Annotated in this window: 12 protein-coding genes; 10 read left to right on the top strand and 2 right to left on the bottom strand. The window is 54.2% G+C overall.

Translation table 11 applies throughout. From position 1 onward, the window contains the following. Nucleotides 1–221: 221 nt before the first annotated feature. The 9 genes from IPM61_05485 to IPM61_05445 all read left to right on the top strand — a co-directional run bounded on the left by IPM61_05485 (nucleotide 222) and on the right by IPM61_05445 (nucleotide 11,272). Nucleotides 222–2,246, top strand: coding sequence for an ABC transporter substrate-binding protein (locus IPM61_05485; protein ID MBK8910765.1), 2,025 nt, complete (start codon nucleotides 222–224; stop codon nucleotides 2,244–2,246). A gap of 84 nt (nucleotides 2,247–2,330) precedes the next feature. Then, entirely contained in the window at nucleotides 2,331–3,359 is a 1,029-nt protein-coding gene (locus IPM61_05480) for an ABC transporter permease subunit (protein ID MBK8910764.1), read from the top strand. A 49-nt stretch (nucleotides 3,360–3,408) separates the two neighbouring features. Next, entirely contained in the window at nucleotides 3,409–4,479 is a 1,071-nt protein-coding gene (locus IPM61_05475) for an ABC transporter permease subunit (protein ID MBK8910763.1), read from the top strand. A gap of 17 nt (nucleotides 4,480–4,496) precedes the next feature. Then, nucleotides 4,497–4,814, top strand: a complete 318-nt coding sequence (locus tag IPM61_05470; protein MBK8910762.1) for a hypothetical protein — start codon at nucleotides 4,497–4,499, stop codon at nucleotides 4,812–4,814. A gap of 45 nt (nucleotides 4,815–4,859) precedes the next feature. Further along, nucleotides 4,860–5,837: an ABC transporter ATP-binding protein gene (locus tag IPM61_05465; protein ID MBK8910761.1), complete on the top strand. Its 978-nt coding sequence runs from the start codon at nucleotides 4,860–4,862 to the stop codon at nucleotides 5,835–5,837. A gap of 79 nt (nucleotides 5,838–5,916) precedes the next feature. Then, nucleotides 5,917–6,924, top strand: a complete 1,008-nt coding sequence (locus tag IPM61_05460) for an ATP-binding cassette domain-containing protein (GenBank protein ID MBK8910760.1) — start codon at nucleotides 5,917–5,919, stop codon at nucleotides 6,922–6,924. Nucleotides 6,925–7,219: 295 nt separating this feature from the next. Beyond that, nucleotides 7,220–8,206, top strand: coding sequence for a hypothetical protein (locus tag IPM61_05455; GenBank protein ID MBK8910759.1), 987 nt, complete (start codon nucleotides 7,220–7,222; stop codon nucleotides 8,204–8,206). 196 nt (nucleotides 8,207–8,402) lie between these two features. Further along, the gene (locus tag IPM61_05450) at nucleotides 8,403–9,899 is read left to right on the top strand and encodes a tyrosine phenol-lyase (protein MBK8910758.1); all 1,497 of its coding nucleotides are present in this window, start codon (nucleotides 8,403–8,405) and stop codon (nucleotides 9,897–9,899) included. Further along, nucleotides 9,896–11,272 (top strand): tryptophanase, encoded by a 1,377-nt coding sequence (locus tag IPM61_05445; GenBank protein ID MBK8910757.1) that lies wholly within the window; start codon nucleotides 9,896–9,898, stop codon nucleotides 11,270–11,272. The genes IPM61_05450 and IPM61_05445 overlap by 4 nt, the downstream gene beginning before the upstream one ends. A gap of 289 nt (nucleotides 11,273–11,561) precedes the next feature. On the opposite strand, the gene IPM61_05440 is transcribed toward IPM61_05445, so the two are convergent. Beyond that, nucleotides 11,562–12,524: a YafY family transcriptional regulator gene (locus IPM61_05440; protein ID MBK8910756.1), complete on the bottom strand. Its 963-nt coding sequence runs from the start codon at nucleotides 12,522–12,524 to the stop codon at nucleotides 11,562–11,564. A 155-nt stretch (nucleotides 12,525–12,679) separates the two neighbouring features. Here IPM61_05440 and IPM61_05435 point away from each other — a divergent pair, with 155 nt between their 5' ends. Then, nucleotides 12,680–13,570: a class I SAM-dependent methyltransferase gene (locus IPM61_05435; GenBank protein MBK8910755.1), complete on the top strand. Its 891-nt coding sequence runs from the start codon at nucleotides 12,680–12,682 to the stop codon at nucleotides 13,568–13,570. 51 nt (nucleotides 13,571–13,621) lie between these two features. Here the strand turns inward: IPM61_05435 and IPM61_05430 are convergent, their stop codons facing one another. Then, nucleotides 13,622–14,659, bottom strand: coding sequence for a hypothetical protein (locus tag IPM61_05430; protein ID MBK8910754.1), 1,038 nt, complete (start codon nucleotides 14,657–14,659; stop codon nucleotides 13,622–13,624). Between the last annotated feature and the right edge of the window lie 86 nt (nucleotides 14,660–14,745).

Raw genomic sequence — 14,745 nt, 5'->3', positions numbered from 1 at the left:
AGTTTCTTTTCGGGCGTGTGTATGTGTGCCCGACTTCGTTATATTGAGCCTCCGTTTATCAGCAATCAGCCGTTAGGTTGGTTTGGCAATAAACGGAGTACCGCAATGGCCAGGGGGCCTCTCCTTCCCACGGAATCAGATCCGTTTCTCAGGTAGCAGAAAGCATCTCAACAATCTGACAGCAGACAGACAACTCGAACCAATCTTTTGGGATACCAGGTATGAAGCGAACAGCACGGAACACCGGAGCATGGCTTGCAGCGTTGCTCCTAATGGCAATGACGGTAGCGGGCTGCGATTGCGGCGGCGGCAACACACCTCCGGCAAAAGGGGGCGCAGCAATGGCCATCACCACCGAAGATAAATTCAAAGTTCCGCCGGGAGCGGACCCCAGCGTCAGCGCCGAACTTGGCGGCAACGGCTTTGAGAAAATAGCAGCGGATAGTGGGTGGAAGACCGGAACGATTACGCCGGAACAAATGCGCTACATCGCTGATACAAACGCAAAGAAAGGCGGGCAGGTGACAATATCTTTAGGAGAGTTTCCGGCAACATTCCGCCAGTATGGGAAAGATGAAAATTCATCTACTACCAGAATGATTAACAGCATGGTTTACGAAAACCTAATAGGCGTTAATCCTCTAACCTTGGAATTCCTTCCTGGCTTAGCTTCACACTGGAAAGTAGGTGAGGATGGACAAACGTACTGGTTCCGTATTGATCCTCGCGCTCGTTTCAGCGATGGTCATCCAGTTACCAGTGAGGATGTGATTGCAACTTATAAGCTGGCAATTGACTCGACGATTCTATCACCATATACGAATTCATTTTATGGTGAATTTGAGATGCCTGTTGCTGTGAGCAAGTACATTTTCTACGTGCGCTCAAAAACAAAAATTTGGAAAAACATGCTCTATTTTGGTGGAACTACTATTCTACCTGCGCATGTTATCGGAGGCTTAAGTGGCAAGCAGTATTTGGAAAAATATCAATATGATATGGTTCCCGGGACAGGTCCATATATTGTGCTGCCAAATGAGGTTGAGAAGCAAAAATCTATCACACTAACGCGCCGCGCAAACTGGTGGGGGCTGGAGGATCCGTTGAACAAAGGGGTCAACAACTTTGATAAAATCAAGTTGCTGATTGTTCGTGATGAACGGCTTGCCCTAGAAAAATTTAGAGCTGGTGAGCTTGATCTGTACCCGATTTCACGTGCAGGTTGGTGGAAAGATGAATTTGATTATGATGAGATTAAGCGAGGGATAGTTCAAAAACGCAGGGTATATACTGATAACCCAGTTGGAGTTAGCGGGTTTGTTTTCAATATGAGGAAACCTCCGTTTGACGATCCAAGAATCCGTGAAGCATTTATTTGCTTATTTAACCGTGAGCAATTACTGGAGAAACTGATGTATAATCAGTACACCGCTACGGATTCGTATGAACCAAACTCAGTGTATGCGAACCCAAATAATCCGAAGTACAGATATAACCCCGAGCGGGCTGCACAGTTGTTAGCAGAAGCTGGCTATACCACTCGGAACAATGAAGGTATCCTTGTGAAGAATGGGCAACCGTTTTCAATCGAAATGGCAATTACTGAGGGATTAGATCGGCTTATCACCCCAGTCCAGCAAGACCTTCGCAAAGCGGGAATTGAGCTGAAATTGAGGAACATAGATGGACCTTCCAATTTCAAGCTGATGAACGAAAGGAATTTCACTATCGCGTGGATTAGTTGGGGTGGGCTGCTCTATCCAAATCCAATCAGCTCGTTTGAGGGTAAACTTGCCGATAAGCCTAACACCAACAACTTAGCTGGATTTAAGAATGCTCGTGCAGATGAGTTGATGAAAAAGGAGCAAGTTACGTTCGACCAAGCCGAACGGGTGAAAATTTTACGCGAGCTTGATAGCATCCTTATGGAGTCCAAGCAATACGCTTTGGCATGGTATGGTCCATATACTCGTGTTGCTTATTGGAATCGTTACGGCCATCCAGATTTCTACATCGGTAAAATTAGCGACTTCCAAGCCATACTTACCACATGGTGGTTTGATTCGCAAAAGGCAGAAATCGTTGCGAAGGGGCGAACCGATAAATCTGTAAAGATGGAAGTTGGCGAAACAGATGTGAAATTCTGGCCAGAGTATAACAAAGCCCATCCGGTAGAAATTAGTGCTACGGGCAAGGCAGAATCAACAGCGAAACCCGTAGATTCTGCTAAGCCTACAATGAAATGACAAGAGAAAAATTGGCAGGAAGGCTGATACCTTCCTGCCAATAATCTTCGCCATAGAACTCACACAAAACCGCGATAACCTCACATGCTAAACTATTTCATCCGGCGTTTTCTACTTGTTATTCCTACCTTTTTGGTAGCAACAATGGTGGTATTTGCTGTGCTACAGTACACGCCTGGCGGACCGTTCGAGCAAATAGAAATGCAGATGAAACAACGGATGATGTCCGGTGAAGCAAGTGGTGGCGGTGGTGGCTTAAATAGCAAAGGTGATATCCAAATACCTGAACAGGCAAAGGAAGAGTTGATGAAGTATTTTAATCTGGACAAACCAGTTCCAATAAGGTACTTACATTGGCTTGGTAATATTGCTACTGGGGATTTTGGAACTTCCTACATTTACTCAGAACCAGTACTTACGGTTGTTACTAGTCGGTTCCCTGTCTCCATATTTTATGGGGTTATTGGTTTCGTTTTAACGTACCTTGTTTGCATCCCTCTTGGGATTATGAAGGCAGTAAAGCATAGTTCCACATTTGATGTTACCAGCTCTGCTATTGTGTTTGTCGGATATTCCATCCCCGGTTGGGCCTTAGGTGCTGTATTATTAGTCACGTTAGGTGGAACGTATTTCCCATTAGGGGAGTTTAGATCAAGCGGGTGGGAGTACATGTCAACGTGGGACAAGATTATGGATCAGTTACACCACGCGGTGCTTCCACTGTGTGCCTACATGATTGGTAATTTTGCGACGTTGACGATTCTTATGAAAAACTCTCTATTAGAAAACCTTGGACAAGATTATGTCCGCACGGCATTTGCAAAAGGATTGACCGAGCGCAGAGTCATTTTTGTCCATGCCCTGCGAAACTCATTGATCCCCATTGCCACAGGCTTGGGAGGATTATTAGGCGTGATATTTGCTGGCTCGTTCCTGATCGAGAAAGTCTTTAATATCAACGGATTGGGTTTGGTTGGTTACCGTGCAGTTGTTGAGCGTGATTATGCAGTGGTGATGGGAACCTTAGTATTTGGCCTTGCCATTCAGCTAACAGGAAATATTTTTAGCGATATGTTGTACGTTATCATTGATCCAAGAATAAAATTTAGATAGTTAAATAATAATCCCACAAATACCTGTTGCAATTATCCATCTTGGTGCTATGACAACATCGAATACAACACAACAAAAGCCGCTATCAATTCTTCAGCGTCGTTGGCGAAAATTTAAGTCGCTACGACGCGGATATTATTCTTTCATCCTGCTATCCATATTGTATGTGGTTTCTTTTGCCTTGCCACTGTTAGTTAATAATAAAGCCGTAATTGTTTCCTACGAAGGGGCATGGTACTTCCCTGCCTTGTCCGGTACTTTTTATTCAGGAGAGGCTTTCGGCGTTTCAGGCATTAAGAGTGAAGTAAACTATCGTGAGTTAGATTCCTTGTATGAGCAATCAGGCAATGGGAATTGGGTGCTGATGCCTTTATACTCATGGAATCCTTACGAAAGCGATTATGATAACGTATTGAAAGCTCCTTCAGCTACGCACTTGTTCGGTACAGACAACACTGGTAGAGATGTCTTTGCTCGCTTATGCTATGGATTTAATGTCTCCATTTCCTTTGCCTTAATTTTGACGATATTGATAGATGTGTTAGGAGTGTCAATTGGTGCCATTATGGGCTATTATGGTGGCAAGTTCGATCTTTTCTTTCAGCGGTTTATTGAAATTTGGCAGACAATCCCAAGCCTATTTGTGATCATTATTATAAGTTCCATTATTTTCCCCAACTTCTTCACGCTTGCGGGCTTACTTGTTCTATTCGGTTGGATGGGGATGACATATTTTCTGCGAGGCGAAGTTTACCGTGAAAAAGCAAAAGATTACGTCTCGGCAGCGATTGCCTTAGGAGCGACCGATAACAACATCATTTTCAAGCATATACTACCAAACTCACTTACGCCCATTATCTCGGGTTTCCCGTTTGCCATAATCGGGGGGATTAGCAGTTTGGTCGGTCTTGATTATTTAGGCTACGGATTGCCACCACCAACACCAAGTTGGGGACAAATGGTGAGCGTTGGGCTGAATGAGTTCAGCGGCAGCTTCCAGAACTGGTGGCTTGTCCTAACTCCCTTAAGCGCAATGTTCCTTACCCTCATACTGGTGACCTTCATCGGCGAAGCTATTCGCGAAGCATTCGATCCAAAAGAATATTCGCGGTTGCGGTAGCGGGGGAAGAAGAGCGAATGGGTGACAACCAATTTTGGATCACGCTTCAGCATTTTGAAGAGGTGCAAACTATGCCATACATCACTAGCTTTGAGCGAAACGCTATTCAGCGTGGACATACCGAAGGGCTTCAGCAAGGACTTCAGCAAGGACTTCAGCAAGGACTTCGAAAAAGCATTCTCACCTTGCTGATGTTCCGTTTTGGGGTGCTGACCGAAGCTGTCACAGAAAAAATTTCTGCGATACACTCAGCCGAACAACTTGAACAGGTGATGGCTCTTGCCCTGAAATCCGAATCATTGGAAGCCTTCGTTAGCCAGCTACCGAACACTTGAGCATTACAGCAGAACCCTTCCACTTATCTCTGTCCGGATACTACTTTGACCAAGGAAAAACTTCTCGAAGTCCGCGATCTACGGACCTATTTCAAGACCGGTGGCGGCACTGCGAAAGCGGTGGATGGGGTCACGTTCGACATCTTCAAGGATGAAGTCCTGGGGATTGTGGGGGAGTCTGGCTCTGGCAAATCGGTTACCGCTCTCTCGCTGATGCGCCTGATCCCTAATCCCCCAGGCGATATCGTTGGCGGCTCCATCACCATGAACGGCAAGGACCTGCTGCAATTGCCTCTTCCCGAAATGCGGAAAATGCGCGGTAACGACATCGGCATGATCTTCCAAGAACCGATGACCTCGCTGAACCCGGTCTTCAAAATTGGATTTCAGGTGATGGAAACTATCCTGAACCACGAGCCGGTTAGCAAGCAGGAAGCATTCGACCGCGGCGTGCAAATGTTGGAGCTTGTGGGAATCCCCGACGCACGCAAACGGATGAACGATTACCCCCACCAGTTCAGCGGCGGGATGCGCCAGCGCGTGATGATTGCAATGGCCCTAAGCTGCAATCCCCAACTGCTGATTGCCGACGAGCCAACCACTGCCCTTGATGTCACCATCCAAGCCCAAATTCTTGAGCTGATGATGCGGCTGAAGGGGGAGCGGAACGATTCGGCCATTGTGATGATTACCCACGACCTTGCCGTTGTTGCCGAAACCTGCAACCGCGTGATCGTGATGTATGGCGGGAAAATTCAAGAGGTTGGGGACGTGCGGCAAATTTTCAACAATCCGCTTCATCCCTACACGCAAGGCTTGCTGGCTTCCATTCCGCACCCGGTGAAGGGGCATCGCGAGCACCGGCTGAAGGCTATTCCGGGAATGGTGCCGAACATCCTGCAAATGCCTGCGGCGTGCAAGTTCAACACCCGTTGCGAACGTGCGTTCGACAAATGCTTTGCCGAAGAACCGCCATTGATTGAAAAGGAGCCAGGCCACTTTGTGCGATGCCACCTTTACTGAGCGGTGGTGATCCCGTTTCGGCTATCCACAGCTTCCACGTGCTTGCGATTCTTCCACAACCGATAATCCTTCCGCGCTTATGGCCAACGATATACTGTTAGAAGTCAAAGATCTAAAAGTTCATTTCCCTGTCTTTGGGGGCATCTTCCAACGGAAGGTGGCAACCGTCAAGGCGGTGGATGGCGTGTCGTTCACCATGCGCCGCGGGGAAACGCTGGGCTTGGTGGGGGAATCGGGATGCGGCAAAACCACGGTTGGCCGTGCGCTGATCAATATCACCAAAATTATGAGCCCCGATGCCCAGATCGAGGGCGAAATCCTGTTCCATCTCCCCGATGGCAAAGTTGTGGACTTTGCGAAGCTCTCCAAAAGTGAAATGCGCCCCTACCGTTCGCGAATCCAGATGATTTTTCAGGACCCCTTCAGCTCCCTAAATCCGCGAATGACGGTGGCGCAAATCATCGAGGAACCGCTCCGCATCCACACGAAGATGTCGAAGACGGAGATGAAAGAACGGGTGATGTGGCTGCTGAACAAAGTGGGGATGCAGCCGGAGCAAGCCGGGCGTTACCCCCACGAGTTTAGCGGCGGCCAGCGCCAGCGCGTTGGCATTGCCCGCGCCCTTGCCACCAACCCAGACCTGATCGTCTGCGACGAGCCGGTCTCCGCGCTCGACGTTTCTATCCAAGCGCAGGTTATCAACCTGATGCAGGATATTCAGGAGGAGTTTGGAGTTTCCTTCCTGTTTATCGCCCATGACTTATCGGTGGTGGAGCATATCAGCGCACGCATTGCCGTGATGTATTTGGGGAACATGGTGGAGTACGGGGAAGCCGAGCAGGTCTTCTTTTCGCCGAAGCATCCGTACAGCCGTGCGTTGTTATCGGCAGTGCCGGTGGCCAACCCCGATAGCGGGCGCGAAAGCCGAACCGCGTTGCAAGGGGACGTCCCAACGCCGTTGGCAAAACCGAGCGGTTGCCCGTTCCGCACACGCTGCCCAATCGTCCGCCCCGACTGCGCCAACCAGTTCCCAGCATTCCGGCAGATGGAACAGGGGCATTACGTGGCCTGCCCGTACACGGAGTAAGCCGCTGCGCTGCGGCACACCACGCTGCTTGCGGTGGATGGCAAGGGAGGGGAAAATGGAGTTGGCAAGAATACCTTGGTAAGAAAAGCAGGAACCGCTGCATAACGGGCAACAATTGCTGTTGCCCGTTTTTGTTGGTGGTTATGGAATGGAGAGTGAGCGGCTTACGCAAGCCGCTTACCTTCTTCCCACTCTGCACGCGCCCACCGGCACGCGGTAACATTATCGAGCCGGAGCGGTCTTATTTCATGCCTGCCAGCAATCCTATCCAACTTCTCCATTACGGGAAAACGTCATGGGCGTTAACGCAACGTCAAGCTCCCCCGTGTGGCGTGCTTTGCAGGCTGTTTCTGTTGCTGCTGCCGTCGCCGTCATCGCCATTCTGCTGATACAGCCGCGCATTGGGCTGTTCATCGCTTGGAACCTGCTGATCCCTCTTGTCCCCTTCATGCTGCTGGTTGCGCCGATGCTTTGGCGTAATCTTTGCCCCATTGGTGTGGTGGGCCAGTTCTTCGAGCGGATTGGCGTTGGGTGGCGGCGCAAGTTGCCGCGCCGCCTGCAGCGCCTTGCCCCGGCGATTTCCATCACGCTGCTGTTTGTGCTGGTTCCGTTGCGGCTGGTGCTGTTTAACCATGATGCCGATGCTCTGGTTGCGCTGATGGTCGCGACGATTTTGATCGCATTTGTTGGCGGCGCGCTGGTTGCCGGCAAGGCCGCGTGGTGCTCAACGTTTTGCCCGGTGCTTCCGGTTGAGCGGTTATACGGGCAGAACCCATTGATGAACCTGCCCCACGCCCATTGCCAGCAGTGTGTGGGGTGCGTGGGCGCGTGCTTTGACCTTATCCCGGCGCGTTCCCTTTCGGTAATCTCTGGGGCGCACAACCGCAGCCAGTATCCCCCCATGAGGGTGATGGCAATCTTCGCTATCGCCTTCCCAGGGTTTGTCCTGGGCTACTACACCGTGCCGGCGGAAGCATCGCTTGCCACCATCTATCCCTGGATTCTGATGATGAGCGCGGCCTCAGCAATTCTGTTCATTGCTTTGCAGCGTCTGCTTGCGCTGCACCCCAACACCATGCTTCGCTTGGGGGGCGCGTTTGCCATCAGCATCTATTATTGGTTCACCATTCCGGCCATTGCCACTGCGATTTCGGAGACGTTCGGCACGGAGCCGGGAGCCGCGTGGTTCCTGAATGCGCTCCGCATTGCCATTGTTGCGGTTGTTGCCGCGTGGTTGGCGATTGCATTGCGCAAAAAACGGCCCGCAGCCATTGCGTTGTGATCCCACGGCGTGCGCGGTTGTGCTGCAAGGCTTGGCAGAACGGATTGCCCGCAGCCACGCGTGCCGGTTGTATCAAATGGGCCTGCAGCTGGAATGGGCGAAAGAGGATGATCTATATCATGGTTTACCCGCAGCGAGCGCACCGAAATTGCACCCGCTAATTCGATCTCGTTCCAATCACTAAAACGGATACGCCATGGTTTCGGATCATTCTGCGCCTGCGGGCCGGCATCGCTCGTGGGCCGAGCCGTACAAGATCAAAGTGGTCGAACTCTTAAAAATGACCACCCCCGCCGAACGCCGCGTTGCCCTGGAAGAAGCGGGCTACAACACCTTCCTTCTCTGCTCCGATGACGTGTACATTGACCTGCTGACCGACAGCGGGACCAGTGCCATGAGCGATGCCCAATGGGCCGGCATGATGCGTGGCGACGAAGCCTACGCCGGCAGCAGCAACTTCTATCGGCTTGAAGCCGCCGTGCAGGAACGCTACGGCTACCAGTATGTGGTGCCAACGCACCAGGGCCGCGGTGCCGAGCATCTTATCTCTAGCATCCTCATCTCCCCGGGCGACGTTGTTCCGGGGAACATGTACTTCACCACCACACGCTTGCACCAGGAGTTGGCCGGCGCAACCTTCGTTGATGTCATTATTGATGAAGCGCACGATTCCGAATCGCTCTATCCGTTCAAAGGGAACGTGGACCTTGAGAAATTTCGCGCATTGATTGAGCGCGTCGGTGCCAAGAAAATCCCCTACATCTCCGTTGCTGCAACGGTAAACATGGCGGGCGGCCAGCCGATTTCCATGGAGAACGTTCGCGCCGTAAGCGAGCTTGCGCACCAGCATGGAATTCGCGTTATCCTTGATGCAACGCGTGCCATTGAGAATGCTTGGTTTATCAAGCAACGCGAGCCAGGGTTTGCCGATCGTTCCATTGCCAGCATCCTTCTGGAAATGTGTTCCTACACCGACGGCTGCACCATGAGCGGCAAGAAGGATCTGCTGGTGAACATCGGCGGCTTTTTGGCACTGAAGGAGTGGGAGATTTTTGAGGAAGCACGCAACCTTGTGGTGGTGTACGAAGGGCTTCATACCTACGGCGGGCTAAGCGGGCGCGACATGGAGGCAATGGCAATCGGCATCGAGGAGGCGTTGAGTGAGGATCACATCCGTGCGCGGATTGGGCAGGTGGAGTATCTGGGCCAGCAGCTGATTCAGGCCGGTATCCCGATTGTTCTTCCGGTTGGGGGCCACGCAATTTATCTGGATGCTCGCCGCTTCCTTCCGCACGTTCCGCAGCATGAATTCCCCGCCCAGGCCCTGGCCGCCGAGCTTTACCTTGAAGGCGGCATCCGCACGATGGAGCGCGGCGTGGTCTCGGCAGGGCGCAACAGCCAGACCGGCGAGAACAACTATCCAAAACTGGAGCTTGTTCGCCTGACGATACCGCGCCGGGTGTACACCCAAGCCCACATTGACGTGACGGCCGAATCGGTTATCAGCCTGTACGAACGCCGCCAGACAATTGGCGGGTTGGCGATGGTGTACGAACCGAAGTATCTGCGGTTCTTCCAAGCAAGATTCAAACCAGTGGGCGTTGCATCCGCAGCGGCGGACCCAGCGGCGGCGCAGGATAGCACGCCGGTGGCTAATCGGCACGATTCATTTGAACCCGTAGGCAATCCATGAACTTCAACACCATCATCGAGCCGTTCCGTATCAAGGCGGTTGAGGCAATAAAGTCCACCTCGCGCCAGGAGCGCGTTGCGGCGCTGGAGCATGCCGGCAACAACATCTTTTTGCTTCAGGGGGAAGATGTGCTGATTGATTTGCTGACCGATTCCGGAACCGGCGCGATGTCCGCCGCGCAGTGGGGCGCGCTGATGCAGGGGGACGAATCGTATGCCGGAAGCAGGTCGTTCTATCGGTTCGAATCGGTGGTGCGCAACATCACGGGATTCCGCCATATCATCCCAACGCACCAGGGCCGCGCTGCCGAGCGTATCCTGTTCAGCACCATGCTGTCGCCGGGGGACATCGTGCTGAACAACACCCACTTCGACACCACACGGGCGAACATCGAGGCCGAGAACGCCGAAGCGCGCGACATCGTGATTGCCGAAGGGCACACGCCGTCGTCGCTCCATCCGTTCAAAGGGAATGTTGATCTGGAACGGCTTGAACGGACGCTGGCCGAAGAAGGGGACTTGGTCCGATTGGTAATGGCAACGGCCACCAACAACTCCGGCGGCGGCCAACCGATCTCGCTAGAGAATCTTCGGGGCATTCGCCAGATTGCCCATCGCTACGGCAAACCATTCTTCCTTGATGCTTGCCGGTTTGCCGAGAACGCGTGGTTTATCAAGCAACGCGAGCAGGGGCAGCAGGGGTGCACGCCGTTGGAGATCGCCCAGGAGATGTTCTCCCTTGCCGATGGCTGCACCATGTCGGCAAAGAAGGACGGGCTTGCCAACATTGGCGGATTCCTTGCCATGAACGACGACGCGCTTGCCGAACGCTGCCGCAGCCTGCTGATCCTTACCGAAGGATTCCCAACGTATGGCGGCCTTGCCGGCTACGACCTTGAGGCGATTGCACGCGGGCTTGAAGAAGTGGTGGAGGAAGATTACCTGCGGTATCGCATCCGCTCGATTGAGTATCTGGCCGAAAAACTGATTGCCGCCGACGTGCCGATTGTGCGGCCCCCGGGCGGGCATGCCGTGTACATTGATGCCCGGGCGATGCTCCCCCACATCCCACCGCTTCAATATCCAGGCATTGCTTTGGCCACGGCGTTGTACGTCGAGGCGGGTATCCGGGCTTGCGAGATCGGCACGGTGATGTTCGGCCAGCAACCCGACGGCACCGAGGTGCCCGCGGCGATGGACCTTGTGCGGCTTGCCATTCCACGCCGGTTGTACACGCAATCCCACATTGACTACGTTGCCGAAGCGGTGATCCACGTGGCCAAGATGCGCGACGCACTGCGGGGGTATCGGATCACATCGGCGCCGGCGGTGCTTCGGCACTTCACCGCGCGGTTCGAAGGCGTAACCCCGTAGCAAACGCGGCACCCAAACAATCGCTCTCCATAAAAAAAACGGGCCACATTGCTGTGGCCCGTTCTCTTGAATGGGGTTGGCCTACTGGGATGAAAGTGACGTGTTGGGCCGTAGGCTAAAGCTGGCTGGCGGTGGGGGGCTGAGACCTTGATAAAATTACAGGGGTCGAAGAACCCCCTGTGGAGAATCTCTGCGCGTCTCCACCAACCTTTTCCCGATAACAAGAACCTCAACTCCGCCAAATGTCACACCGCCGCCGCTGGGTGCCCCGGCGGCAATGCCTGGCAGATTATTCTTCCGGCACAAGGGGGCGGTATTTTTGCAGCAAGGCTTCGGCCCACTGATGGAGTACATCGCGCAGGGCCTGTGGCTCCAGAACTTCGGCATGGTGGGCAAAGGAGAGTATCCAGCCGGCAATCCATGTCAGCGATGGAACGTAGAAGAGCATCTCCACCCAATCCCCCACCACCCGTTCTTCGGCAAACCCAAACTTGTACCGGTCCGCGGTGAATCGCGCCCCTTCGCGGGTGAACCGGACGCGCACGGGATAGGTGGTTCCGCCCTCCCTCATGGTGTGCACAACGTGCTCCCGAATGGAAAAGCCATGCCGCTCGGGGAAGGATTCGCCCAGCGGGCGGATTGCCATAATCCGGTCGCTGCGGAAGTCGCGAACGTCCAGCCGTAATCGGCACCAAGCAATCAGATGCCAGTGGCTGGCGTAATAGACCAGCCCCAGCGGCTCCACCGCTCGTGTGGTTCGTTCGCGCAAGCCGCTTTGGTAGGCAATCTCAACAACGGTTCGGTGGGCAATCGCTTCTTGGATAAGCGACAAATGGGCGTGGGGGGCGAACGTTGGCTGCGGAGCCGGGATATATACCGCCGTTGCGGACCCAACGCGCTCGATAAACTCCTTCCGTTCCGGCGGAAGCACTGCCCGGATTTTCATCAGTGCCGAGCGTGCATGGCCGCGTAGCGATTCATCGGTCAGCCGCTCGGTGAATTCGCCACCCAGGAACAGAGCCGCGGCTTCTTCCTGGGTGAACATCACCGGCGGAAGGTGATATCCTTCCAGAAGGCTGTAGCCTTTTCCGGCCTCGGCATAAATTGGAAGCCCCGCTTCCTCCAACGCCCGCAAGTCACGATAGACGGTGCGGACGCTGATGCCGAAATCTTCCGCTAAGTCTTCGGCCCGCACGATGCGGCGGCTTTGCAGGCGGAGTGTGATGGCGACCAATCGGTTCAAACGGTCCATGCTGTGGCAAAATGGTGTGGCACAATGGTGATGGCTGGTTGTGGGCAAAACGGTATCATCGTTGCCGCGGGTGCGTTGCTGCGTGCGGGCTTCGGCATGCCGCAAACTAATCAACACCAAGAAACCAGCTTCCCAACCTCATCAACACACACCAAATGAACTCCATCTTCCGCTGCCCCCATTGCGCGGCAGAGTGCCGGACCCAAGCTGCCAACATTGCCTGCGTTGCCTGCGGCCGCACCTTCGAACCCCGCGACGGCATCTATGATTTCCTCACATCCGAACAACTCCCTCTCCATCGCGATTTCCTTGACCAGTACCGCCGGATTCGCCGAACGGAGAAGCGGGGCGGAGCCGAGGCGGCGTGGTACGTGGGGCTGCCGGAGGTTGCGGACGATCATCCGTTCAAAAAAGAATGGGACCAGCGGCGGGGAAGCATGGAGTGGTTGCGGACGTTTTTGCAGGAACGATTTCCTGGCCGCCAGCTGGATATTCTGGATGCCGGGGCCGGGAACTGCTGGCTGACGCGCTGGCTTGCCGAGTGGGGCAACCGCGCAACCGCCCTGGACCTTGACGACGACCCCCGCGACGGGCTGGGCGCGGGAAGCCATTTCCTTGCATCGCTTCCGGTCAGTTTCCAGCGGGTCCGTGCCGACTTTGCGCGGCTTCCATTTGCCGATGCAGCGTTCGATCTGGTGGTCTTCAACGGCGCGTTCCACTACGCCCTGCAGCAAGGCGAATTGCTGGATGAAGCGTTGCGCGTGGTCCGGCCCGGCGGAGCCGTTGTGGTGATTGATTCCCCGGTGTACACCGCCACCGAAGATGGAGAGAAGATGATGGCCGAGCGGGCCGAACGTGGGCGCGCGGGCTATCTAACCATCATGGGGCTGAACGATTTGGCAAACGCGCGCGGGCTGAAGCTGGAAGTTTTTACGCCGGGGCTTGGCTTTGGCGGCTGGCTTCGGAAGCAGTTGAGCGAGATTCGGCGCGGGCGAGAGATTGCGATGATGGACCGGATTGTGTTCAACAAAGCCAGCGTTGGATAGCTGGTCTTGCGTGCGCCAATCGCCCAAATCATCCAATGGAGTTCCGCTGGTTTATGTGGACCGGAACAGCCACCATCCGCCCCCTAAATCTTCAAGGTAGTAATACTCTTCCGGCGAGATGAAGGGGCAATCGCTGGGGCAATAGATGTAGCCAAAAACGTTGTCGAACTGCCCATCCACCGTGAACTGGACCGCTTGCTTCCAGGGGAGTGCGGCGTTGATATATTTCACCCAAAGCTCCGCCATCATTGCCGTCACCGAGTCGAGCCGTGGGACCGGCAAGCGGTAGTGCTTGGCGATTTTGGCAAGCGTGTCGCGCCCGGCTTTTCGCAGCCGTTCAACGTACCGAAGCCGGGCCTGCATCTCCTTCCGTTGGGTTGGGGTTGCGGTGGCCAGATAGTCGTCCACCACTTCTTTCGGGGTGGTCTCGGTGGCGGCATCCCACAGGATGGAGTGATAGTTCAGTTGCGATATCTTATCGCTGGTGCGCCCAACCATCATCAACGAATCGCCACGTTGGAACTGCGCAAGCAGTTGGTTGAAGCGTTCGCGGTTGGCCTGAAAATGCTCCCTAACCTGCTGGTTGCTCAGCAAGAATCTTCCCCATTCGCGTGCCATCACTGGCTTCAGTTTTTCGGGGAATTCGGTGGTGGTTGATAGTGTGGCCAAGCGTTTCTGGACCTGCTCGGTCCCCACTTGCCGCCGTATCGCGCTGATTCGCCACCCCAGCTGCTCCACCTTGCGGAACAGGAACGTGAAGTCAATCGTCAAGGGGCCGAACATCGGGACCGTGTCGCCGGTGGCGGCAACGGTGGCAACGCCCAACGAGTCGTGGATATGGACGGAGAAGGTCCGTTGCACCGCGTAGTTCAGCGTTTTGCTGAACATCAGCGCGCCGCGGTCGCCGTTGGTAAGTTGGTTGGCAAGCTCGTCGGCGGCGTAGGTTTCGATGCTGTCGTAGTCCATCCATCGCCCACGTGAAAGCTCGATATACCGCTCGGTCATCCCCCGGATAATCACCGAGTCCAGCGGGTTCCGAAACGTTGCCGGGCGTTGGGCGCAAACCTCAAGCACTGCGGCAAGCATCATCAAGCAGCAGCAGGAAAACCGCAGGCCAACGGCACGCAGTGGGCGATGGAGTAGGAAGGGAAATGTGAGAGATATTCTGCGCATCA

The organism is Chlorobiota bacterium, from assembly GCA_016710285.1.
GTDB lineage: Bacteria > Bacteroidota > Ignavibacteria > OLB7 > OLB7 > OLB7.
Note: the sequence above shows the minus strand (reverse complement) of the source record. Positions and strands in the feature narration are given on the sequence as shown.

Excerpts from the sequence above, each read along its gene's own strand:
- IPM61_05435 (MBK8910755.1), top strand. The coding sequence starts at position 12,680 with ATGAACTCCATCTTCCGCTGCCCCCATTGCGCGGCAGAGTGCCGGACC.
- IPM61_05485 (MBK8910765.1), top strand. The coding sequence starts at position 222 with ATGAAGCGAACAGCACGGAACACCGGAGCATGGCTTGCAGCGTTGCTC.
- IPM61_05440 (MBK8910756.1), bottom strand. The coding sequence starts at position 12,524 with ATGGACCGTTTGAACCGATTGGTCGCCATCACACTCCGCCTGCAAAGC.
- IPM61_05460 (MBK8910760.1), top strand. The coding sequence starts at position 5,917 with ATGGCCAACGATATACTGTTAGAAGTCAAAGATCTAAAAGTTCATTTC.
- IPM61_05445 (MBK8910757.1), top strand. The coding sequence starts at position 9,896 with ATGAACTTCAACACCATCATCGAGCCGTTCCGTATCAAGGCGGTTGAG.
- IPM61_05475 (MBK8910763.1), top strand. The coding sequence starts at position 3,409 with ATGACAACATCGAATACAACACAACAAAAGCCGCTATCAATTCTTCAG.
- IPM61_05450 (MBK8910758.1), top strand. The coding sequence starts at position 8,403 with ATGGTTTCGGATCATTCTGCGCCTGCGGGCCGGCATCGCTCGTGGGCC.
- IPM61_05470 (MBK8910762.1), top strand. The coding sequence starts at position 4,497 with ATGGGTGACAACCAATTTTGGATCACGCTTCAGCATTTTGAAGAGGTG.
- IPM61_05430 (MBK8910754.1), bottom strand. The coding sequence starts at position 14,659 with ATGATGCTTGCCGCAGTGCTTGAGGTTTGCGCCCAACGCCCGGCAACG.
- IPM61_05455 (MBK8910759.1), top strand. The coding sequence starts at position 7,220 with ATGGGCGTTAACGCAACGTCAAGCTCCCCCGTGTGGCGTGCTTTGCAG.
- IPM61_05480 (MBK8910764.1), top strand. The coding sequence starts at position 2,331 with ATGCTAAACTATTTCATCCGGCGTTTTCTACTTGTTATTCCTACCTTT.